General features: G+C 47.0%; 15 protein-coding genes and 10 tRNA genes. 9 read left to right on the top strand and 16 right to left on the bottom strand.

The window, feature by feature from the left end; translation table 11 throughout:
• The first annotated feature begins 26 nt into the window (after positions 1-26).
• From HQQ92_RS11365 to HQQ92_RS11380, 4 genes are all read left to right on the top strand, one after another.
• Positions 27-698, top strand: a complete 672-nt coding sequence (locus tag HQQ92_RS11365) for a YceH family protein (protein WP_113938766.1) — start codon at positions 27-29, stop codon at positions 696-698.
• Positions 699-872: 174 nt separating this feature from the next.
• Positions 873-1,703, top strand: coding sequence for an ABC transporter permease subunit (locus tag HQQ92_RS11370; protein WP_028760332.1), 831 nt, complete (start codon positions 873-875; stop codon positions 1,701-1,703).
• Entirely contained in the window at positions 1,700-2,614 is a 915-nt protein-coding gene (locus HQQ92_RS11375; RefSeq protein ID WP_173245407.1) for an ABC transporter ATP-binding protein, read from the top strand. The genes HQQ92_RS11370 and HQQ92_RS11375 overlap by 4 nt, the downstream gene beginning before the upstream one ends.
• Positions 2,615-2,937: 323 nt before the next feature.
• Entirely contained in the window at positions 2,938-3,237 is a 300-nt protein-coding gene (locus HQQ92_RS11380; protein WP_302051434.1) for an HU family DNA-binding protein, read from the top strand.
• Positions 3,238-3,389: 152 nt separating this feature from the next.
• Here HQQ92_RS11380 and bioD read toward each other — a convergent pair whose 3' ends face one another.
• The 4 genes from bioD to bioB all read right to left on the bottom strand — a co-directional run bounded on the left by bioD (position 3,390) and on the right by bioB (position 7,758).
• Positions 3,390-4,130, bottom strand: a complete 741-nt coding sequence (bioD, locus tag HQQ92_RS11385) for a dethiobiotin synthase (protein ID WP_173245413.1) — start codon at positions 4,128-4,130, stop codon at positions 3,390-3,392.
• Between the two features lie 166 nt (positions 4,131-4,296).
• Positions 4,297-5,256 (bottom strand): methyltransferase domain-containing protein, encoded by a 960-nt coding sequence (locus HQQ92_RS11390; RefSeq protein WP_173245417.1) that lies wholly within the window; start codon positions 5,254-5,256, stop codon positions 4,297-4,299.
• Between the two features lie 64 nt (positions 5,257-5,320).
• Positions 5,321-6,553, bottom strand: coding sequence for an 8-amino-7-oxononanoate synthase (locus HQQ92_RS11395; RefSeq protein ID WP_173245420.1), 1,233 nt, complete (start codon positions 6,551-6,553; stop codon positions 5,321-5,323).
• Between the two features lie 152 nt (positions 6,554-6,705).
• The gene (gene bioB, locus HQQ92_RS11400; RefSeq protein WP_028760338.1) at positions 6,706-7,758 is read right to left on the bottom strand and encodes a biotin synthase BioB; all 1,053 of its coding nucleotides are present in this window, start codon (positions 7,756-7,758) and stop codon (positions 6,706-6,708) included.
• 121 nt (positions 7,759-7,879) lie between these two features.
• Between bioB and bioA the strand changes: the two genes are divergently transcribed.
• Positions 7,880-9,235: an adenosylmethionine--8-amino-7-oxononanoate transaminase gene (gene bioA / locus HQQ92_RS11405; RefSeq protein WP_173245423.1), complete on the top strand. Its 1,356-nt coding sequence runs from the start codon at positions 7,880-7,882 to the stop codon at positions 9,233-9,235.
• A gap of 379 nt (positions 9,236-9,614) precedes the next feature.
• Positions 9,615-11,216 carry a methyl-accepting chemotaxis protein gene (locus HQQ92_RS11410; RefSeq protein WP_173245426.1) on the top strand — a complete coding sequence of 534 codons (1,602 nt, stop codon included), beginning with the start codon at positions 9,615-9,617 and terminating at the stop codon, positions 11,214-11,216.
• Positions 11,217-11,357: 141 nt separating this feature from the next.
• On the opposite strand, the gene HQQ92_RS11415 is transcribed toward HQQ92_RS11410, so the two are convergent.
• Entirely contained in the window at positions 11,358-14,798 is a 3,441-nt protein-coding gene (locus HQQ92_RS11415; RefSeq protein WP_173245429.1) for a PAS domain-containing hybrid sensor histidine kinase/response regulator, read from the bottom strand.
• A 174-nt stretch (positions 14,799-14,972) separates the two neighbouring features.
• Here HQQ92_RS11415 and acs point away from each other — a divergent pair, with 174 nt between their 5' ends.
• The 3 genes from acs (at position 14,973) to HQQ92_RS11430 (ending at position 19,223) form a co-directional block, all read left to right on the top strand.
• Positions 14,973-16,925 (top strand): acetate--CoA ligase, encoded by a 1,953-nt coding sequence (gene acs / locus HQQ92_RS11420; RefSeq protein WP_028760342.1) that lies wholly within the window; start codon positions 14,973-14,975, stop codon positions 16,923-16,925.
• Between the two features lie 222 nt (positions 16,926-17,147).
• A complete protein-coding gene (locus HQQ92_RS11425) occupies positions 17,148-18,902 on the top strand; it encodes a DEAD/DEAH box helicase (protein ID WP_173245432.1) in 1,755 nt (584 codons plus the stop codon).
• Positions 18,903-18,962: 60 nt separating this feature from the next.
• Positions 18,963-19,223: a GrxA family glutaredoxin gene (locus HQQ92_RS11430; protein WP_028760344.1), complete on the top strand. Its 261-nt coding sequence runs from the start codon at positions 18,963-18,965 to the stop codon at positions 19,221-19,223.
• A gap of 381 nt (positions 19,224-19,604) precedes the next feature.
• Here the strand turns inward: HQQ92_RS11430 and HQQ92_RS11435 are convergent.
• The 11 genes from HQQ92_RS11435 to ybgF all read right to left on the bottom strand — a co-directional run bounded on the left by HQQ92_RS11435 (position 19,605) and on the right by ybgF (position 21,712).
• Positions 19,605-19,680 (bottom strand) — tRNA-Lys (locus HQQ92_RS11435).
• A 36-nt stretch (positions 19,681-19,716) separates the two neighbouring features.
• Positions 19,717-19,792: transfer RNA gene (locus HQQ92_RS11440), tRNA-Lys, on the bottom strand.
• A 59-nt stretch (positions 19,793-19,851) separates the two neighbouring features.
• Positions 19,852-19,927: transfer RNA gene (locus tag HQQ92_RS11445), tRNA-Lys, on the bottom strand.
• A 59-nt stretch (positions 19,928-19,986) separates the two neighbouring features.
• Positions 19,987-20,062 (bottom strand) — tRNA-Lys (locus HQQ92_RS11450).
• 37 nt (positions 20,063-20,099) lie between these two features.
• Positions 20,100-20,189: transfer RNA gene (locus tag HQQ92_RS11455), tRNA-Lys, on the bottom strand.
• Positions 20,190-20,226: 37 nt separating this feature from the next.
• A tRNA-Lys gene (locus HQQ92_RS11460) sits at positions 20,227-20,316 on the bottom strand.
• Between the two features lie 37 nt (positions 20,317-20,353).
• Positions 20,354-20,429 (bottom strand) — tRNA-Lys (locus tag HQQ92_RS11465).
• A gap of 58 nt (positions 20,430-20,487) precedes the next feature.
• Positions 20,488-20,563: transfer RNA gene (locus tag HQQ92_RS11470), tRNA-Lys, on the bottom strand.
• A 37-nt stretch (positions 20,564-20,600) separates the two neighbouring features.
• Positions 20,601-20,689 (bottom strand) — tRNA-Lys (locus HQQ92_RS11475).
• Between the two features lie 58 nt (positions 20,690-20,747).
• Positions 20,748-20,823, bottom strand: a tRNA-Lys gene (locus HQQ92_RS11480).
• 142 nt (positions 20,824-20,965) lie between these two features.
• Positions 20,966-21,712 (bottom strand): tol-pal system protein YbgF, encoded by a 747-nt coding sequence (gene ybgF, locus HQQ92_RS11485; protein WP_028760345.1) that lies wholly within the window; start codon positions 21,710-21,712, stop codon positions 20,966-20,968.
• Between the last annotated feature and the right edge of the window lie 11 nt (positions 21,713-21,723).

Here is a 21,723-nt window from a genome sequence, read left to right on the forward strand (position 1 = left end):
GCCATGCTTTTTTCTTTGGAGCTTATATGGAACTCACGTTACACGAAGCCAGAGTCATCGGATGCCTGCTTGAGAAAGAAATCACCACCCCCGAGCAATATCCACTCTCGCTAAACTCATTGACCTTAGCCTGCAATCAAAAAACCAGCCGCGAGCCCGTACTCGAACTCAGTGAAACCCAAGTGCAAATCGCCGTTGATTCCCTAAATCGGAAACGTTTGATCAGCGAACAGTCGGGATTCGGCAGCCGCGTCGTTAAATACAAACACAGGTTCTGCAATACCGAATTCAGCGAACTTCAACTGTCCCCCGCCGCACTCGCCATCGTCTGTTTGTTGCTATTACGTGGTCCACAAACACCGGGAGAACTACGGACCCGCAGCAATCGCCTACACGAATTTAAAGACGTGATCGACGTGGAAGATTGCATCCGTCAATTAATGAGCCGTGAAAAGCCCTTCTTAAAACAATTACCCAGAGAAGCCGGTCGCCGTGAATCCCGTTATGTGGAATTATTCTCTGCAGCGTCATCGCACGAAAGTGCTAGCCAATCCCATAGCACAAGTCATACCTTAGCCCATGTCGCTGTGTCTGTAGACGCAGAGCCGCTTGAATTAGTGAACAGAGTGACAGAGCTTGAACAACAAGTCGCCGAACTGACGCAAAAGCTCGATGAATTAATCGCCTCATTGAGCTAATTAGCGATAGATAATGACTGATAAATACCGATGGATAATAAGTGCTATGTGAGCAACATGGCACTTATGGACCAATCCACTGTCTACCCAAGGGTGAGAAACTGAACCGCACCAACATAGTCGCGCCAAGCACCATAGCCCCTGAACCTAGCGCAAAAAGAATAGAGACAGCACATGACCAATAATCCACCCAGCAGTTTCAACAACATGTTTATTATCGCCATGTTTGAACTGCGCAAATTTTTATTTAATACCCGCGGGATCATCGCCTTGGTCGCCTTTGGTTTAGTTTGGGGTGTACTTCTGCTTTACCCCATTCAAAGTGCATCGGCCATGTTATTGCAGCCCAATGTAAAAGATATCATCGACAGCTTATTTGGTGCCAATACCCTCAATGTGCTCTTTGAGTGGCCCGTGGCCGAAATGGCGGTGTTTTGGTGCTTTGCGCTGTATTTGTTTCCACTGTTCAGCATTCTTATCGCCGCCGATCAGTTCTCATCGGATAAAACCCGCGGCACGCTGCGCTTCTTAACCATACGCACTAGCCGTGACAGCTTATTGTTCGGGCGTTTTCTCGGCCAAATCCTGATCCAAGGTTTACTGATCCTATTAACGATTATCGCCACTGTCGCCCTCGCGCTCAGCCGCGACAGCCAACTGTTTTTATCTGCGTTAACATCTGGCGCCTTGGTGGGTCTTAACCTCATCATAGTGATCTTGCCCTACACGGCTGTGATGACTTTATTGTCCCTGTATGCACGCACGGCACGCCAAGCTATGGTGTTTGCCACCATTTTATGGACAGTGATTTCCATCACTATCATGGTGTTAGCTAACCAATCTAGCCTACTAGCACAACTCCAGTGGGTATTACCCGGTGCTCAACTGTCGGACATGCTCAATACCAATGGACTCAATAGCTTAGTCTATTCCCCGATTCCACTGTTACAAACCGCTGTGGCCCTCTTGCTCGGCAGAATTTATATGCAAAGGAGCTCGCTATGAGTCTGATCCAATGCCAAGGGCTGTCGAAGCTTTACGGCAGCAAAAAGGCGCTGAATGATGTGAGTTTCAGTCTTGAAGCGGGGGCCCCCATTGCCCTTGTCGGTCCCAATGGTGCGGGTAAAACCACGCTTTTTAGCCTGTTATGCGGCTATTTATCACCCAGCTCTGGAACCATAACCCTACTCGGTGAAGCCCCCAATAGCCCTAAACTCTTAGGCAAGATTGCCGCTTTACCCCAAGATGCAGTGCTCGATCCCAACTTGACGATTGTCAGTCAGTTAATATTTTTCGCTCGCCTGCAGGGAATGAACGTGGAGCAAGCAAAGCAAGAGGCACTGCGCGTGTTGGCCTTGGTCGATCTAATTGATGTTGCCGAGCAAAAACCGCCTAGCCTTAGCCACGGTATGAGTAAACGTGTATCGATTGCGCAGGCGCTGATTGGCTCGCCAGAATTAGTATTATTAGATGAACCGACGGCGGGACTCGATCCTGCCAATGCGAAAAAAGTCCGTGAACTGGTCAAAGCCTTATCACCCACCACGACCTTTATGATCAGCTCCCATAATCTCGATGAGCTCGAAAAGTTGTGCGATCAAGTGTTGTATTTAGATAAAGGCCAACTGAGTCAAGCAGTGTCAATGCATGCGTCGACCGACAGCGATTACCTGACGTTAACCATGCAAAACTGTGACAGCGATGCATTGCAAGCGGAAGTGGCAAAACTGGCGGGAGTGGTGAACATCAGCTCAAAACAAAGCAATGTGTTTATTATCCAGCTAGACGACACAAATACAGAAAAAGCGCACAACAATGATATTGAGATGCGCCTATTCGCCCTCTTCAATCAGCATCAATGGCAATACAAGATGCTGCTGAAAGGTCGCACTCTGGAAGAAACGCTCTTTTCATAGGCAAGCGTTAAAAGGGGTTTCTCATCACCCAACGGTTGAATAGTGTTCAATTTATAGCTTAAGCGCAATACGCCTTGCGCTTAGGCCTTTTAACTAAGGTTTTAAACTAAGGCTTTCAATAAGCCTTTAAATTAAGTCAGTCACTTCGCCCAGTAAAATCAGCCCACCACTCAATCCGACAAACTTGTACTTACTTTAGCAACACACAATCACCAAAAGCTTCACAAGCCTGTCAATAAAACACCAATCAACCGCGCTGAGCTTGCTATGGCTTTCAATCTCGGGACGAGCTTGTTATAACTCCCCCTTCGATTGAACCTAAGCTGACTTCAGAGGTTTCTATGAACAAAGCACAACTTATCCAACGTATTGCCGCCGAGCTCAATGCATCGCAAGCGAGTACTAAACCTGTGGTTGAGCAGATACTGCAACAGATCCACGTCGCCTTGAGCGAAGGCGAGAAAATTTTCCTGCCACAATTTGGCACCTTTGAACTCAGATACCATGTCGCTAAAACAGGGCGTAATCCACAAACGGGCGAAGCCATAGAAATCGACGGTTACAATCAGCCCAGCTTTAAAGCCTCAACCGCATTGAAGCAGCAAATCAATAGCGGCGCTTAGCTTCAATGTGCAGGCACTATTTTGCGAGATTTTGCGAATATTAGTCAGCAGCCTTGATAGAAATGAGCCTCAACATAATTTGAGGCTCATTTTTTATCAAAAGAAAAATAACCGTTCCGCTTAGGGGAAAGTCTTAAACAATTAAGTAGTCGCTAAGTACTGCTCTCCTCACCTTGATAAAGTGGCGCAATATCGACATAGTCAGCAGCATTTTCAGCACTTGGATCCTCGAGAAATGGCACACAACCGAGGAAAGGTGCTGTCATCATCTCTTTAAGGCTCGTCAGATTCTCCTCAAACATACTCATATTCGGGTCGACACGATTAGCAACCCAGCCTGCAATCTTAAGCCCATCGGCCAATATCGCCTCTTGAGTCAGCAATGCATGATTTAAGCAGCCGAGTTTCATGCCAACCACGAGTATCACTGGCAGTTCTAATCTCTGTACGACTTCCGAAAGATACCTGCCATCACCTAAGGGTAAACGCCAGCCTCCCGCGCCTTCAATCAAGCAAAAATCCGCTTGAGCAAATGCCACTAAATCTAAACTTTCAATAATAGCTTCAGGCGCTAAACTCACGCCCACTTGGGCGGCGGCAATGTGCGGTGCAATCGCAGGTTCGAAGGAAAAAGGATTGATGAGTGGATAAGCCAATTTTAACGATGATGACGTCATCAGCTGTAACGCATCGGCATTACGCAATCCTTCAGAGGTTTGCGCGCAGCCCGAGGCGATGGGCTTAACACCTAAAGTCAACATAGTGTTGGCTGCAAGAATACTCACAGCAGAGTCAGCATTGGCTATGAGCCCTAAACGATTCACAGCGGTTAATAATGCCGCCGAAACCAAAGTCTTACCGCTATCGGTATCTGTACCTGTTACAAAATACATATTAGATCCTTATCTGTTGCTATGAGTTGTGCTTTGTTAAGCACACTCTCCATAAGCTAAATGTCCATATAGCTAACGATCTCTATACGTAATGTTAAAAATCCAACGTTTTCTAGATATTAGTGCTAATTGATAATGCCATGACTAAAGGCATAATATGTGAACTTTAAAACCTACGCCGAGCACGTATTTGAACTATCTGGTAGGTTAAAGGCAAACCTTGGGGTAAACGTAGCGATTCGGCTTTGGCCTGCATGTCCTGCCAATCTTGACGACCACGCAGCCGTGGAGTGAATTCTGAAGCACTCACTGTTGAACCTGAAACCCGAGTTGTTGAACTGGCGACATGTACAGAAGCCCCCACACCTTTAATTGAATAGAGTAGTGCCTTAAGAGTGTCAAAATACACTGTCATAGGGACGAGTCGCACTTCAAGTAATTGCCATGTATCGAGTTTAAATGCAGCTTTTAGCACCTCCAGCGTCGAAAAGTCATTCACTCTTAACCCTAATTCAGCTAATTGATTCAAACTCCCCTGCGCTACTAGGCTCAAATGACACTCGCCGTTCGGCTTAAGTACCCGCGCCATTTCGGCTACCGCAGCAGGAAAATCAGCACACCATTGCAGGGCTAGATTAGAGTAAATAACATCCATGCAGCCATTGGTAAAAGGTAAACACTGCGCATCGGCACATACGCCGAGATAATCGGGATAAGACTGTTTTAGCTTTTGTAGCATGCCAAGGGCAATATCCACGGCAAATACAGTTGTGGATGGATTTTGCGTAGAGAGATCTGCTGGTTGAGACACACTGTGGTACGCAGAAAAATCCGTGCCTGGGCCTGCCCCTATATCTAACAGATAACCTGCTGCCGAAAACTCACTGAGTAAACTGGCAGCGCTCAGGCGTTGTAATTGATTATGATCTTGGTAACTATGGGCCGCTGCGGAAAAACGTTCAGCAATTTGAGTTCCGTGCACATTGGACACAGTCCCCGCGAGAACGCCCCCATAAGAAGCGTCCACATCAAGCTTGCTCAGCTTAAGATCGCAAGCTATAAACTTGTTTGACTCATGAGCAGACTCACTACAGCTTAGATCACTAGACTTTATCAGGCTTGGCATTTTAACTAACACTCAACCATAAAAACTTAACATTCAATAAAATAACGCGATCTATAGGGTACATTTATCTGTACTCATCGGCAGATTCTCGTTCACTGACAAGCGGAATACCAACACGACTGAGCACTTGGGCTAATTGCTCAACACAAGCAGCAATATCTTCAGCGGTATGGGCCGCCGTTAAGGTAATGCGTAACCGCGCCGACCCTACAGGTACCGTCGGCGGGCGAATCGCCCCAACCCAAATGCCCGCAGCTCTTAACGCTTCGGCGACTTGCAGGGTTTGCTGCGCATCGCCAATGATCAACGGCTGAATTGCGGTATCCGAACCTAAAAGGGGCACGGCAGCATCGAGGCATAACTGTTTGAATAGCGAAATATTCTCAAGCAGTTTCTGCTGTAACTCAGGATGTGCAGTGCAGTACCGAGTCGCGGCTAACGCTAATGCGGCATTGGCGGGCGATAAGGCGGTCGAATAAATATATTCGCGGGCATTACTGACCAAAAAGTCGATCAGCGTCTGACTCCCCAAAACCGCTGCGCCTTGGCAACCTAATGCCTTACCAAAGGTCACCACTTGCACATCGATAAGCTTGGCGGCTTTATCTCTTGCATCACTATCTTGATAGCCATCGAGTACCGCAAAACCATGGGCATCATCAACAATCAACCAAGTATTTTGTTGACGACAAAGCGCCGATAACTGCACGATCGGCGCACAATCCCCGTCCATGCTAAACACGCTTTCTGTGATTAACGCCGATGCGTGATTTCGAGTCAGAAGCCGCTCAGCGCTCTCAAGCGAATTGTGTAAAAAACGTTTAAGCTGCGCGCCACTATCTTGTAAACCATCAATAATTGAGGCATGCACAAGTTTATCGGCAATCACAGTATCTTGCTGATCAAACAAGGTTTTCATTAACGCCGTATTAGCACTAAAGCCCGAGCAGAATAGTAATCCCGCTTCATGCCCCGTTAAGGCGCAGAGTTCACGTTCAAGTGTGACATGCGCATCACTGTACCCTGTCACTAAGGGCGATGCGCCGCTACCCACACCGTAGGTCTGCGCGCCAAGGTGCAGTGCTTCAACCAACTCAGGAACGCGGGATAAGCCTAAATAATCATTACTGCTAAAATTAACATAGGATCGCCCTTCGAACACAAAGCGCGGGCTCGAAGTGGGTGCGTTAACATCAAAGCTGTGATCAACACTCAGCATTTTACGTTGCCGTAATAAACCTTGCTCACGTAAGGCTTGCTGACGGTCGGCAATTTTCATCTCGAGCAGAGAACTCATCGATTTAGCCTCAAGAATGATTGTCTTAAAAATGCTTGCTTGAAAAATGGAGTGCGGCCAATAAAGCTATCGGCCGCAATCAAAATAGGCTGCAGCCAACAAGGTTTACAGGCTATTCGACCTGTTTGTCGGACAACATGCACTCAGTGATATTACAAAGCACCCGCGTCATAGAATTGTGCCGATGACTTATCTTGATAGGCCGCCGCTTTTGCTAAAACAGCACTTTCTTCTTCCAGTTTTGCCGCGGCGCCCTGCTCTGGACGTAAGCCTAAACGTCGAAATAGCCCCATATCATCGCTTTCTTCTGGGTTTGGTGTGGTCAGCAATTTACAACCATAGAAAATCGAGTTAGCGCCAGCAAAGAAACACATGGCCTGCAACTCATCACTCATATTTTCGCGGCCTGCCGATAACCGCACGCGGGAAAGCGGCATTAAGATACGCGCTACGGCGATAGTACGCACAAATTCGAGTGGGTCGAGGTCGTCAAGCTTCTCAAACGGCGTGCCCGCCACTTTAACTAACATATTGATCGGCACTGAATCAGGATGCTGCGGTAAATTAGCCAGCTGTTGTAGTAAGCCTGCACGATCCGTCGCCTTTTCACCCATGCCGACAATCCCGCCCGAGCACACTTTCATGCCAGAAGCACGCACATGTGTCAGTGTATCTAAACGATTTTGATAGGTACGTGTCGTGATCACATCGCCGTAATATTCAGGCGAAGTATCTAAATTATGGTTGTAATAATCTAAGCCAGCACTGGCTAAATCGTTCGCTTGATCTTCAGACAGCATACCAAGCGTCATACAGGTTTCCATACCTAAGGCTTTAACTTCTTGCACCATTTGTTTAAGGTACGGCATGTCTTTTTCTTTTGGATTACGCCAAGCTGCGCCCATGCAGAAACGAGAGGCACCCGCGGCTTTAGCACTGCGTGCCTCGGTCAGCACAGTTTCCATTGCCAGCAAACGCTCTTTTTCTAGACCTGTGTCATAGCGAGCACTCTGCGGGCAATATTTACAATCCTCAGGGCAAGCACCAGTTTTAATCGATAATAAACGGCTAATTTGCACTTCATTAGGATCGTATACCTCACGGTGAATACTGTGTGCTTTAAATAATAAGTCATTCATCGGCAGCGCAAATAAGGCTTCGATTTCTTCCCGCTTCCAATCATGACGAACTTGCAACTGCGACATTGAACACCCTTTTTATTCTGTTTTTTATCTTGGCTAGGATAACCTCAGCCCTTAAACTGTCAACGCCAACCAGTGAACCAAGTTTACTAATGGCTACTTTATCACCCAAAAGTGAGCATTTATGCGCAATTTACTCGATTTTGACTTTGATAGCGCCCATATTTGGCATCCTTACACCTCAATGACCCGATCTCTTCCTGTTTTTGGTGTACACAGTGCCAAAGGCTGTGAATTGGAATTAGTTGATGGCCGCAAGTTGGTCGATGGCACTAGCTCGTGGTGGGCCTGTGTGCACGGCTATGCACATCCCGAGATATTAACCGCGATGGAAAAACAGTTGCATCAACTGAGCCATGTGATGTTTGGCGGTATCACCCATGAACCCGCCATTGAACTGTGCAAAAAACTTATCGCTATGACCTGCGAACCGCTGACAAAGGTCTTTTTGTGCGACTCTGGATCTATCTCAGTCGAAGTGGCAATTAAAATGGCGCTGCAATATTGGCAAGGTCAGAGTTGGCAAGGGCGAAGTGTACATGGAGAAGAGCGACCGCTAAAACAACGCATTCTTACCGTTAAGAAGGGTTACCACGGCGATACCTTTGCCGCGATGAGCGTATGCGATCCCGAAGGCGGCATGCACACTATGTTTGGCGATGCAGTAACCAAGCAATCATTTGTGCCCGCGCCACAAACCGCCTTTGGCGAAGCCTTACAAGCCGATGATTTAACCGCAATGCGCGACATATTAAGCATTAATCACCATGAGATTGCCGCAGTGATTATAGAGCCGATAATGCAAGGCGCTGGCGGTATGCGTTTCTACAGCGCAGATTATTTAACGGGTCTTCGTGCCCTATGTGATGAATTTGATGTCCTGCTGATCTTAGATGAAATAGCCACTGGCTTTGGTCGAACAGGCAAGCTTTTTGCCCATGAACACGCCAATATTACCCCTGATATCTTATGTTTAGGCAAAGCGCTAACTGGCGGTTATATCAGCCTAGCGGCAACGCTATGTACCGATAAAGTTGCCCAAGGAATCAGCCAATCTCCCGCTGGCGTGTTTATGCATGGCCCTACTTTTATGGGTAACCCGCTAGCCTGCGCTGCGGCGTGTGCAAGCTTAGACTTAATTAACCGTAATGAATGGCAAGCGCAAGTGGCTGCTATCGAACAGCAAATGCGTTTAGAACTTAACGCTGCGATTGACTTACCCAGCGTTAAAGACGTGCGAGTGCTCGGCGCTGTCGGCGTGTTAGAGATGCACGAACCCGTCAATACCGCTGAGTTACAGCAGCAATTTGTTGATTTAGGCGTCTGGGTGCGTCCCTTCGCCAACCTTATCTATATCATGCCGCCCTATATCATTAGCTCAGCACAATTAAGCCAACTCACCAGCGCGATGAAGCAAGTCGCAGCAGGCATTAAAGTATCATCAAGCAGTGCCGAGCCGCAGCTTATCAGCCACGGTTGATACTTTAACGCTTGGCCATCTTTTAGCTTAACGCTCTTTCAACTCAATAAGCCTTTAACGTCGAATAAACGGACCCCTGCGCACTGCGCGCGAGGGGTTCGAACTGCTTGACTTATATCAGACTCAGCAGCCCTTCCCTTGTTCGAATCTCGCATTCTCTCGATAGATAAACGCGCTAAGGTTGCAATTGCAATATTGCTCACAATTTCCATTAAAACTCTGTAATTTAGTGCATTTATTTAATCCGCCAACTGGAAATTTTATCAAAGCCAACGATGCTTATATCACTCACTTTACACAACATATCTTTCGCCAAAAGCTGACAACAACTTGAGCAGAGGGAATGGCTTAAATCGCTACACAAAGAAAAGGAGATCATATGTTCAAACTCGCTGACATCCCCGTTAATCGAAAACTCGCACTACAGCTCATTATCGCCCTCGCAGGTGCCTTAATTTTACTCACTATTTCCGTCACAGCCCTAAAGCACAACCTGATGGCAGAGCGTGAAGCACGACTTAATGCCGTATTGTCCCTCGCCAGCACCCGTATCCAAGCGTTGTCGCAATCGCTCCCCCTAGAGCAAGCACAGCAAGCCGCTAAAGACATGTTAAACGACATGCGTTTTGATGGTGATAACTACTTGTTTGTGATTGATGAATCGAGGCACGTTATCGTTCATCCCATCAAAAAAGAACTGGTTGGCCAACAAATGGGAAATCGAGGCGAAGAGAATTATTGGTTCGAAATGGTCGAACTCGGCCGTGATGGCAAACAAGGATTAGTCGAATACCGCTGGACGACGGCGAATGGCAAATCAGCGCAAAAAATCTCACTTGTCATGGGATTTAAACCTTGGGGCTGGATCTTAGGCTCAGGTATGTTACTCCAAGATATCGAAGCCACCATTTGGAATGAATACCTCACCATGGGAGGCATTACATTTGTCATTATTGTGCTTATGGCTTGGCTAGGATATGCCATTAGCCGCTCTATTACTCAGCCATTGGATGATGTGAATCTGGCTATGCTCGCCATCACAAAAGGTGATTTAACAACTCAGCTAAAAATCTATGGTAAAGATGAACTTGGCATCTTAGCCCACAATATAAACCAAAGCATAGACTCCATTCGTAGCACTTTACTTCAAGCGAGTCATAGCGCTGACAATGTTGCACAGGCCTCGGCTCGGATCGCCTCAACTGCAGAGGAAACCAATCAAGCGGTAAATAATCAGCGGGATCAACTCGCCCAACTTGCCACAGCCATGAATGAAATGAGCGCCACTATCGCCGATGTCGCGAATAATGCGGAGAGCACAGCCAAAGATACCAAAGAAGCCACTTGGGAAGCTGGCCTGGGCGACCAAGATGTTCACGCCAGCGTAGATGGTATTCATGCTCTTGCCAAAGAAGTGGAGCAAGCGACGGATCAAGTGAATATGCTTAAAGAGGAAGTCATGCAGATCAGCGAGGTCACCTCTGTTATCAGCGCGATTTCAGACCAAACCAACTTGCTGGCACTGAATGCGGCAATCGAAGCCGCCCGCGCTGGCGAGCAAGGGCGAGGGTTCGCTGTAGTCGCCGATGAAGTGAGGCAACTTGCCAGTCGCACTAGGCAATCGACCGAAGAAATTCAAAACACGATTTCATTATTGCAACAACGGGCCGTGAGCGCCGCTAAGGCAATGGATGCAAGCCGTGCACTGGCAGAAAACAGTGTGAGTCAATCGGCAAAAGCGGGGAAGGATTTATCGCTTATTGTTGCTCATATAAAACATGTGAGTGACATGGCAACCCATATCGCCACCGCCGCAGAAGAACAAAGTGTGGTCGCAGAAGACATGAACAGAAACGTGTGCGGGATTAATAACTCAGCGCTCGAAGTCTCTGAATCGGCAACTTATTTGGCTCAAGAAAGTGAAAGTTTGGCCGAATTATCACTGAATTTAAACAATAAACTGGCCGTATTCAAACTCTAGTCATGTATTTAGTTACACCCACAAACCTGTGTCAAACCGTTTAGCCAAGATAAGCCGCATAAAAAATTACGCGATTATCTTGGCATTTCGTTAAACGTGCCGACGTCACTAAACTCATGTTACCTAGCACGTATACCAAGCTTATTTTACCAAGCTAGAAATCAAGGCACGTAGCGCGGCAGGTTTTATCATTTTCGCCATATAGTGATAGCCGCGGCGTTGCACATCTTCCACCAACTCTTTGCGGGTATTAGCGGTGATCAAAATACCGGGTAAATCTTTGCCATACAGGGCACGAATACCGTCCATCGCATCGACGCCATTTTGGCCATCATCTAAATGGTAATCCGCGAGCACAATATCAGGCGCGACGCCTTTCAGTCCTAGTTTAATGCGTGCATCGGATAAATCTTTTGCACAGATAACCTCACACTGCCAGCGGCTTAATAGGCTTTCTAATCCAGCTAAAATGGCCTCTTCGTTGTCGATACACAACACTTTGATACCCGACAACGGCTGCAGCAGCGACGGCAACGCTTTCACTTGTGGCTGACGCACAGTTTCTCCAAGCGGAACACAAATGGAGAAGACCGAGCCGCGCCCTAAATGGGACGAAACCTGAATACCGTGTTCTAACACTTTACTGATGCGATCAGCAATCGCCAGACCTAAGCCCAAGCCGCTAACATTGTTGCTCTTAGGATTATTCAACCGCTTAAATTCTTTGAAAATTTCTTGGGTTTCTTTTTCATCAATACCACAACCAGTGTCTAACACTTGGATTTCAAGGTAATGACCTCGATGACGGCAACCAAATAACACTCTGCCACCGCGAGCATAACGGTAGGCATTGGTTAAAAAGTTTTGCAAGACACGCCGTAACAACGAAGGATCGGAATTAACGGTTGCGCTGCATGGGACCATCTTAAAACGAATTTGGTTATCCGCTGCCATCGCCTCAAATTCCACCGATAACCCATTGATAAGTTCTGAAATCGCAAAGTCACGGCGATTAACATCCACCATACCTGAGTCGAGTTTAGAAATATCCAATAGGTCGGTGAGCAATTCGCCGGCAATTTTTAGCGAGCTATTCACATGGGATAAGGTGGTTCTGGCCTCACGATCTAGATTGGGATACTGAGATAACGACGCAGTGAACAATCGCGCAGCATTAAGTGGCTGCATTAAATCATGGCCGACGGCGGCCAAGAAGCGACTCTTAGAAGCGTTAGCGATTTCTTCCTGCGCTTTAGCCTCCAGTAACTCACTGTTTAACATAGCCAATTCATAGGTACGTTCGTTAACACGGCTCTCTAAGGTTTCATTGGCCTCAAGCAGCGCGCGCTCCTGTTCGCGATACTGAGTAATGTCGGTAAAGGTCATCACAAAGCCGCCATCTGGCATAGGATTTCCCTGAATTTTTATCACTTTACCGTCCCTGCGATGGCGCTCAGAAGTGTGCGGCGTGCCATTACGCATGTGCTGCACCCGCTGCTCAACCTGCTGTTCTATTTCACCTTCACCACAATAACCCCGCGCCGCATTAAAGCGGATCACTTCACTGATCGGCATGCCCTGCTGCAAAAATCCATCGGGATATTGATACAGCTCCACATATTTGTAATTCCATGCCACAAGATTGAGATCGTTATCGATAACACTCATGCCTTCATAGGCATGCTCAATCGCGCCGCGCAACATGTCTTGACTGAGCATGATTTTCGATGAAGCTTCATCGACCAGACTAAAGACTTCATCCAGCGCTAAATCGCGCCCTTGCAGCACAGAATCCATCACTAGCGCTGCGCTTGAAGCGCCGAGTACGCCCGCCAATAAACGTTCAGTGTGGGAAATCAACTCCGGCGGCGCCGCTTTATGCCAACTATCACTTTTTACCGCATCAATCGAGAAACGGCTAAAACTCTCATAGGCGCGCGTTGGGCTAACGAAGCGACTCGCCAGTATCAGTAAATCTTGCTGTGAAATCGGACCATTTTTCTTATTGGCGCTGTTTTTCAATTTGCCAGGGCTCACAAAAGCACTGGCCTGAATACGCTCAGCCACACCTGCTCTAAACCAAATAGAACCCAATATATAACAGGCGATATTGGCAAAAAGAGCCGTCAGCGCATCACGCACATTGGGCGTTATCGCATCTAGTAGGCCTTTCTCGCTCGCAACGCCAGACAAGAACGCCGATGAACTTTGCACATCTGTCATGCCCTGCAACATGATGTAGAACCACAACGTAAAGCCCACGCCGAGCCCTAAAAATACCCCTGCACGATTGCCGTGTTTCCAATAGAGTCCACCGACTAAAGCTGGCGCGAGTTGGGCAAAAGCCCCAAAAGACAACATACCTAAATGGGACAAGGAATCACTGTTTGATAATGCCAAATAGCTGCCATAGCCTAAGCCCAGAATAATCACGATGGCTAAGCGGCGGGCATTAAGTAACAGGTGCGAGAACTGACTGAAGTTTTTCTCGCGGATATGACCCGTGCGCAGCATCACTGGCACCAGCCATTCATTACTTACCATCACACTGATAGTCACTACAGCAACAATGACCATACCCGTTGCCGCAGATAAGGTGCCCAGCAAAGCAATAACAGCCAACAAGGGTTGATCTAACGCCAGCGGTAAATTAATCACATAGGTATCGGCCGACACTGAATCGCCGAGGATGATCTTCCCCGCCAAGGCGAGCGGTCCAACGAATAAACCGAAAAGCGCTAAATAGATGGGAAACAGCCAACGCCCCTTTGACAACACGGACTCATCGGCGCATTCCACCACCATCACATGGAACTGCCTTGGCATACATAAAAAGGCCGCCATTCCGACGAGTAACTCAGGCATTAAAGCTTCAATACGTGGATTTGGATAATTAATTAGTGACTGCGCATTGGCCTGCTGCCAAATATCCCCAAAACCATCGAACACTCCGAAACTGATGACGATGCCGACCAACAAAAATGCGGCAAGTTTCACCAGAGACTCAAAGGCAATCGCGAGCATCATGCCGGGATTATGCTCAGTCGCATCGAGTTTGCGAGTACCAAATAAAATGGCAAATATGGCTAACAGCGAAGTGATCAGTAACGGAATCGTCACGCCATCGAGGGGATCGTCAGCGGGTTGAAACAAATTAAGACTGAACACCATCGCCTTAAGCTGCAGGGCGATATAGGGCATGATGCCAAACAAGGCAATTAAGGTGACTAAGGCGGCTAAGGTTTGAGATTTGCCATAACGGGCGGCAATAAAGTCGGCCACGGAAGTGATATTTTGCGCCTTAGACACTAATACCATCTTGCGTAACATGCCAAAACCTAAAGTAAAAATCAGAATAGGGCCGATAAAAATCGGTAAGAAAGACCAAAAATCCTTAGCCGATTGCCCAACTGTGCCTAAAAAACTCCACGAGGAGCAATAAACCGCTAAGCTCAGACCATAGATAACGACCTGAAGCTTTTTAGTAATCTGAGTAAACCAACGCTCCGCCCCCCAAGCCAATAGGAATAAAAGCGAGACATAACAGACGGCAATAACAGCAACGACTAAGGTTAAATTCATACTTTGCTCTTTTTTCTGATTATTGTGCGATAAAACCTGCCTAAAATCTAGCCGGATTTTTAATGCAACAGACTAAATATAAAGGAAAATTTAACACTAGACCAAGGTCTAATGGAGTTGCCGCCCCCTTGCATACCATACTCAGTCCACGCAATTTTTCAAAAGGGAAGCCCTATGAGCTCGCAGTCTCTCTACAAAGTCTCCGGCAATATCGCTGCCAATGCACTTGTAAACAACGATAAATATAAAACAATGTACCAAGAGTCGATTGTCAATCCTGAAGGTTTCTGGAGAGAACACGGCAAGCGTATTGATTGGATAAAACCCTATACCAAAATTAAAAAAACCTCTTTTGATGACCATAATTTATCGATCAATTGGTTTTACGATGGCACCCTGAATGCTTCAGCCAACTGTTTAGACCGTCATTTAGCCGAGCACAGTGATCGCGTGGCGATTATTTGGGAAGGCGACAATGCCAGCGAACAACGCAAAATCACCTACGGTGAATTACATGCAGATGTGTGTAAGTTTGCCAACGCACTGCGCAGCCAAGGCGTGCGCCGCGGGGATATAGTCACAATTTACATGCCTATGGTGCCAGAAGCTGCAGTCGCTATGCTTGCCTGTGCCCGTATCGGCGCTGTGCACTCTGTGGTCTTCGGTGGTTTCTCACCGGATTCAATCGCCTCTCGGGTGATTGATGGCAAATCAAAAGTCATTATTACCTCCGATGAAGGTATGCGCGGTGGCCGTGCTATCCCATTGAAACGCAACATCGATGATGCTTTAAAAAACCCTGATGTCACTACCGTTGAGAAAGTCATCGTACTTAAACGCACGGGCGGCAAAGTGGATTGGGTAGAAGGCCGAGATGTGTGGTGGCACTCACTGATTGAAACCGCATCTGAGTACTGTCAACCAGAGGAAATGGACGCCGAAGCGCCATTATTCCTGCTGTATACCTCAGGTTCAACCGGTAATCCCAAGGGCGTATTGCACACCACTGGCGGCTACATGGTTTATGCATCTATGACCCATGAATATGTGTTCGACTACAAAGCGGGTGAAGTGTACTGGTGTACCGCGGATGTGGGTTGGATCACTGGCCACTCTTACATGGTTTACGGCCCGCTCGCTAATGGTGCGACTGTGCTTATCCATGAAGGTGTGCCGAATCATCCAAGCCCTGCCCGTTTAGGCGAAATGATAGACCGCCATAAAGTGAACATTCTATATACAGCGCCAACCTTAATTCGCGCGCTGATGGCCGAAGGTAAACAACACTTCGATAAGTTCGATGGTAGCAGCTTGAGGATCATGGGCTCGGTAGGTGAACCTATCAACCCAGAAGCGTGGCGTTGGTACCATGAGGTCATAGGTCATGAACATTGCCCTATCGTCGATACTTGGTGGCAAACTGAAACGGGCGGCATTTTGATCACGCCACTGCCAGGCGCGACCGATACTAAACCCGGCTCAGCTACCCGCCCGTTCTTTGGCGTTCAACCCGCCTTAGTGGATAACATGGGGAATATTTTAGAAGGTGAGAACGAAGGTAACTTAGTGTTACTCGATTCTTGGCCGGGCCAAATGCGTACTGTGTATGGCGACCATGAACGATTTGTACTGACCTACTTTAAAACCTTCCGTGGCATGTATTTTACCGGTGACGGCGCACGCCGTGATGAAGATGGCTACTACTGGATCACTGGCCGCGTTGATGACGTGATCAACGTATCCGGCCACAGATTAGGTACAGCAGAGGTTGAAAGTGCGCTGGTATCACACGAACTGGTTGCCGAGGCTGCAGTAGTTGGCTACCCACATGATATTAAAGGCCAAGGTATTTATGCGTATGTCACGCTAACCCGCGGCACTGAAGAAACCGAAGAGCTACGTCAAGAGCTGCGTCAATGGGTCCGTAAAGAAATTGGTGCGCTGGCAACCCCAGATCTCATCCAATGGGCGACGGGCTTACCTAAGACACGTTCGGGCAAAATCATGCGCCGCTTCCTGCGTAAGATTGCCGCTAACGAAGTGACCAACTTAGGGGATGCATCAACCTTGGCCGATCCAGCGGTGATCGAGACCTTGATTGAATCACGCTTGAATCGTACTGAGTAATATCCGAGTGACGAACAACGTCCACAACGCTTAGTCTATGCCCAATAGGCTAAGTGTAACCTGAACCTCCCTTTTTAAACCTCAGGTTAAAAGTGAACCCTGTTGAGAGAGTGTGTGTGATTGCTCCTTTCTCTAGCTTGCCCCTCCAACCAGGGGCATTTTTTTTGCCTGTTATGTTAAGCTTGCGACCTCACTTTTATTCAGCATAGATTTTTTATCAGCGTGTCAGTCAAACTCAGAGACTATCAACAACAAGCGGTTAATGCCGCCATCGCCCATTTTAGGCAAAGCCAAGCTTCCGCCGTACTTGTATTGCCCACAGGCGCCGGCAAAAGCATAGTGATCGCCGAACTGGCACGCATCGCCAAAGGCAGAGTCTTAGTGCTCACCCATGTGAAAGAATTAGTTGCGCAAAATGCCGAGAAAGTCGGCCTCCTCACAGCACAAGCCAGTATCTATGCGGCGGGACTCAATCAAAAAGCCACCGACGAAAAAACCGTCGTTGCCAGTATTCAATCGGCAGCGCGGGGATTAATGCAGTTCGATCAGCCATTCTCGTTAGTCATTATTGATGAATGCCACAGAGTCAGCCTAGAAAAAACCAGCCAATATCAGCAAGTACTCAAGCATTTACGCACGAAAAATCCCCAATTAAGATTGCTCGGTCTCACCGCCACGCCCTATCGCCTTGGCACTGGCTGGATTTATCAGCATCACTATCACGGCAAAGTGGGGTCTCCTGAACATGCCGTGTTCGAACATTGTGTGTTCGAGCTACCCATCAGGCCGCTCATTAAGCAAGGTTACCTCACAGCGCCAACCCTGTTTGATGGCCTCAGTGCCCAGTACGATTTCAGCCAACTTAAAGCAAACGAGAATGGCGAATATGCCGAAGCCGAGGTTAACGATTTGCTGGGGCATTACGGCCGCGCGACCACTGCGATTGTGAAACAACTCATTGAACTGAGCCAACATAGAAAAGGCATTATCATTTTTGCGGCAACGGTGCGCCACGCTAATGAGATTTTTGGCCTACTCAACCAAGCTCACGCTGCACAAAGTGCCATTATCACAGCACAAACGCACGACAATGAACGTGACGCGACGATTGAACGCTTTAAAGCCCAAGAGCTTAAGTTTTTAGTCAACGTGGCTGTGTTGACGACAGGCTTCGACGCGCCCCATGTGGATTTGATTGCAATTTTGCGCCCTACCGCCTCAGTCAGTCTGTTTCAACAAATGATCGGCCGTGGATTGCGAATCGCTAAAGGCAAAAAAGATTGTCTTATCATCGACTATGCAGCCAATGGTTATGACTTGTATTTCCCCGAGGTCGGCCAAGCTAAACCCAACAGTAAAACGGTACCTGTGCAAGTGCATTGCCCTGTATGCGATTTTGCCAATATATTCTGGGGACTCACAGACGACGATGGCGACATTATCGAACACTTTGGTCGCCGCTGTCAGGGCATAGTCGAACAGCAAGGTAAAAAGCTGCAGTGCGACTTTCGATTTAGATCTAAATCTTGCCCTGATTGCGGCGAAGAGAATGATATTGCCGCACGCATTTGCCAGCACTGCCAATCGACCCTCATCGATCCCGATAAACGCCTACGCCAAGTGCTCAGCCTACAGCACCATCATTTATTCCGCTGCCAGCATATGAGCCTCATCGACGATGACGGCAATCTGAAAGTGCAGTACCTCGATATCGACGGTAATGAATTCAATCGCCGCTTTAAATTACAAACGCCGGCCCAGTGGCGAGCCCTATATGCCTTATTCATCTTTCCCCATAGCCGTACACCGGGATTAAAACCGAAAAAATACACTAAGGTGACAGAGTTAATCAGCGACGCGGATAAATTCCGCATGCCCGATCTCTTGCTGCTGAAGAAACATAAAAAAGGCTGGGATCTGCTCGAAAGCTATTTTGATTATCAAGGTCGCTATCAAACTGAAAATAAACGCGGCTGACATTATCAATTCACTTAGGCCTATGGTATAAAACGACTAAAGTAATCCTAAGGAGCTATTATGTTCGTTGTTATTTTTGGCCGTCCAGGCTGTCCTTATTGCGTTCGTGCTGTGCAATTATCTGAGCAACTCGTTGAAAAACGTGATGACTTTAAGTTCAGATATGTCGATATCCATGCAGAAGGCATCTCTAAAGCAGATTTAGAAAAAACTGTCGGTAAGCCAGTTGAAACAGTACCGCAGATTTTTGTCGATGAGAAGCACATAGGTGGCTGCACAGATTTCGAGCAATATGTTCGTGAAAACAATCTGTTAGATTAAGCGCTATAGATATGTGATCCGCTTAATGCAAAAGGAGACCTAAGGTCTCCTTTTTAGTCTTTATCACAACACAGTGGGATTAGAGCTTTCCATAAGATAGTGCTCGATACATATGAACAGCCTAGAAAGCCCCCTTGAATCCAGCACACTATTGTCATCATCACTGCACATAATGTCAGCTTTAATATAATCACCAAACTCAAGATACGTTTCGTTTTAAAGATGCCGTATTAGTCGAACTTGCTAATGCCAATAATTATGTTAGAAAAATATGTGCAGTGGAAGAAGTAAAACGAAGGTATTAAATTCGGTACTTAGTATTGGAGTTTAACGTGGGACATTCAGGGGGGAATTCGAGAGAGATACAGCTGAAGAAATAAGTGGTGGGTCGTGAAGGATTCGAACCTTCGACCAATTGGTTAAAAGCCAACTGCTCTACCGACTGAGCTAACGACCCATCTAGGTATAACGCTGATTATGCACTTTCAGTAAGTGGTGGGTCGTGAAGGATTCGAACCTTCGACCAATTGGTTAAAAGCCAACTGCTCTACCGACTGAGCTAACGACCCATCTAAGTATTGCTATAAAACGATTCACTTATTGTGGTATTCATAATGCTGATAATAAGTGGTGGGTCGTGAAGGATTCGAACCTTCGACCAATTGGTTAAAAGCCAACTGCTCTACCGACTGAGCTAACGACCCATCTAAGTATTGCTATAAAACGATTCACTTATTGTGGCATTCATAATGCTGATAATAAGTGGTGGGTCGTGAAGGATTCGAACCTTCGACCAATTGGTTAAAAGCCAACTGCTCTACCGACTGAGCTAACGACCCATCTGGTGTTGTGCTGATTTATGCACTTTCAGTAAAGTGGTGTGTCATTAAGGATTAGAACCATTCGACTGATTGGTTAAAAGCCAACTGCCCTGGCTTTATAAAAAAGCGACTGAGCTAACGACCCATCTGGTGTTGCGCTGATTTATACACTTTCAGTAAAGTGGTGTGTCATTAAGGATTAGAACCATTCGACTGATTGGTTAAAAGCCAACTGCCCTGGCTTTATAAAAAAGCGACTGAGCTAACGACCCATCTGGTGTTGCGCTGATTTATGCACTTTCAGTAAAGTGGTGGGTCGTGAAGGATTCGAACCTTCGACCAATTGGTTAAAAGCCAACTGCTCTACCGACTGAGCTAACGACCCATTTAGGTATTACGATAAAATGTTCACTTATTTTGGCATCAACAATGCGAATAATAAGTGGTGGGTCGTGAAGGATTCGAACCTTCGACCAATTGGTTAAAAGCCAACTGCTCTACCGACTGAGCTAACGACCCATCTGGTGTTGCGCTGATTTATGCACTTTCAGTAAAGTGGTGTGTCATTAAGGATTAGAACCATTCGACTGATTGGTTAAAAGCCAACTGCCCTAGCTTTATAAAAAGCGACTGAGCTAACGACCCATTGTACTACTGACTATCTCATTAAATACCACTAACTTATTCTATTCATTAGAGTAAGTGGTGGGTCGTGAAGGATTCGAACCTTCGACCAATTGGTTAAAAGCCAACTGCTCTACCGACTGAGCTAACGACCCATTTACTGGTATTTCACGCCCCGAACGACCTCGCCGCTCTGAGGGCGCCTATAATACCTTTTTCATCTTCTCATGCAAGCGCAAATTCCCAATTTTTTGTCGTTTGCATGAAAAACAGACTAAGAGTATGTTTTTTAGTTAATTACGCTTTAATTGCAGCCAGTTGCTGCTGTGCAATGCGTGCTGCGGCGCTGTTTGCGTAATCTTTGACAACTTGTTGGTAGTATTGCATCGCACCAGCTTTATCACCGGTTTTCTCGGCGATCATGCCAAGCTTCACTAAACTATCGCCACGTTTATTAGAATCACTAAAACGATCAACCACAGTTTTGAAGGCTTGTTTGGCTTCTGCAAATTCGCTCTTATTAAATAATAGCTGTCCTAACCAATAGTTCGCATTCGCGGCATACACAGAGTCTGGGTATTGTTTGATAAAAGCACGGAAGGCAGGAATGGCATCGTCATACTTACGCTCTTTTAAGACTAAGTTAACGGCATTTTCATAACTTGCAGTTTCACTTAAACTACTTGCGGCAGCATTAGTCGATACCACAGAGGGGATTGATGTGGCTGCAGCTGCAGGTGCGGCAGATGCCTTTGAGGATAAATTAGCAAGCTCATCATATAACTGACGCTGACGCTCTTGCATCTGCTCAATCTGATAATTCTGTTGTTCGGTTAAACCGCGTAAATCGAGAACTTCCTGCTGCAGTGTATCAAGACGACGTTGCATCTCGAGCTCACTTTGTTGCCTCGATTTTACAATACGTTCGATACGAGCAAGTCTGTCATCACCCGAACCACCAGCAATATCTTCCACAGGAGCAGGTGCTGCAACTGCAGCGCCCGCACCAAGGAACATTGCCGTAATTAAGACGGCACGTTTCATTGTGTTACTCT

This window comes from Shewanella sp. DC2-4 (genome assembly GCF_013248875.1).
GTDB classification, from domain to species: Bacteria; Pseudomonadota; Gammaproteobacteria; order Enterobacterales; family Shewanellaceae; genus Shewanella; species Shewanella oncorhynchi.

Coding starts and splice junctions, on each gene's coding strand:
- HQQ92_RS11365 (WP_113938766.1), top strand. CDS start 27: ATGGAACTCACGTTACACGAAGCCAGAGTCATCGGATGCCTGCTTGAG.
- HQQ92_RS11370 (WP_028760332.1), top strand. CDS start 873: ATGACCAATAATCCACCCAGCAGTTTCAACAACATGTTTATTATCGCC.
- HQQ92_RS11375 (WP_173245407.1), top strand. CDS start 1,700: ATGAGTCTGATCCAATGCCAAGGGCTGTCGAAGCTTTACGGCAGCAAA.
- bioD (WP_173245413.1), bottom strand. CDS start 4,130: ATGTATTTTGTAACAGGTACAGATACCGATAGCGGTAAGACTTTGGTT.
- HQQ92_RS11390 (WP_173245417.1), bottom strand. CDS start 5,256: ATGCCAAGCCTGATAAAGTCTAGTGATCTAAGCTGTAGTGAGTCTGCT.
- HQQ92_RS11395 (WP_173245420.1), bottom strand. CDS start 6,553: ATGAGTTCTCTGCTCGAGATGAAAATTGCCGACCGTCAGCAAGCCTTA.
- bioB (WP_028760338.1), bottom strand. CDS start 7,758: ATGTCGCAGTTGCAAGTTCGTCATGATTGGAAGCGGGAAGAAATCGAA.
- bioA (WP_173245423.1), top strand. CDS start 7,880: ATGCGCAATTTACTCGATTTTGACTTTGATAGCGCCCATATTTGGCAT.
- HQQ92_RS11410 (WP_173245426.1), top strand. CDS start 9,615: ATGTTCAAACTCGCTGACATCCCCGTTAATCGAAAACTCGCACTACAG.
- HQQ92_RS11415 (WP_173245429.1), bottom strand. CDS start 14,798: ATGAATTTAACCTTAGTCGTTGCTGTTATTGCCGTCTGTTATGTCTCG.
- acs (WP_028760342.1), top strand. CDS start 14,973: ATGAGCTCGCAGTCTCTCTACAAAGTCTCCGGCAATATCGCTGCCAAT.
- HQQ92_RS11430 (WP_028760344.1), top strand. CDS start 18,963: ATGTTCGTTGTTATTTTTGGCCGTCCAGGCTGTCCTTATTGCGTTCGT.
- ybgF (WP_028760345.1), bottom strand. CDS start 21,712: ATGAAACGTGCCGTCTTAATTACGGCAATGTTCCTTGGTGCGGGCGCT.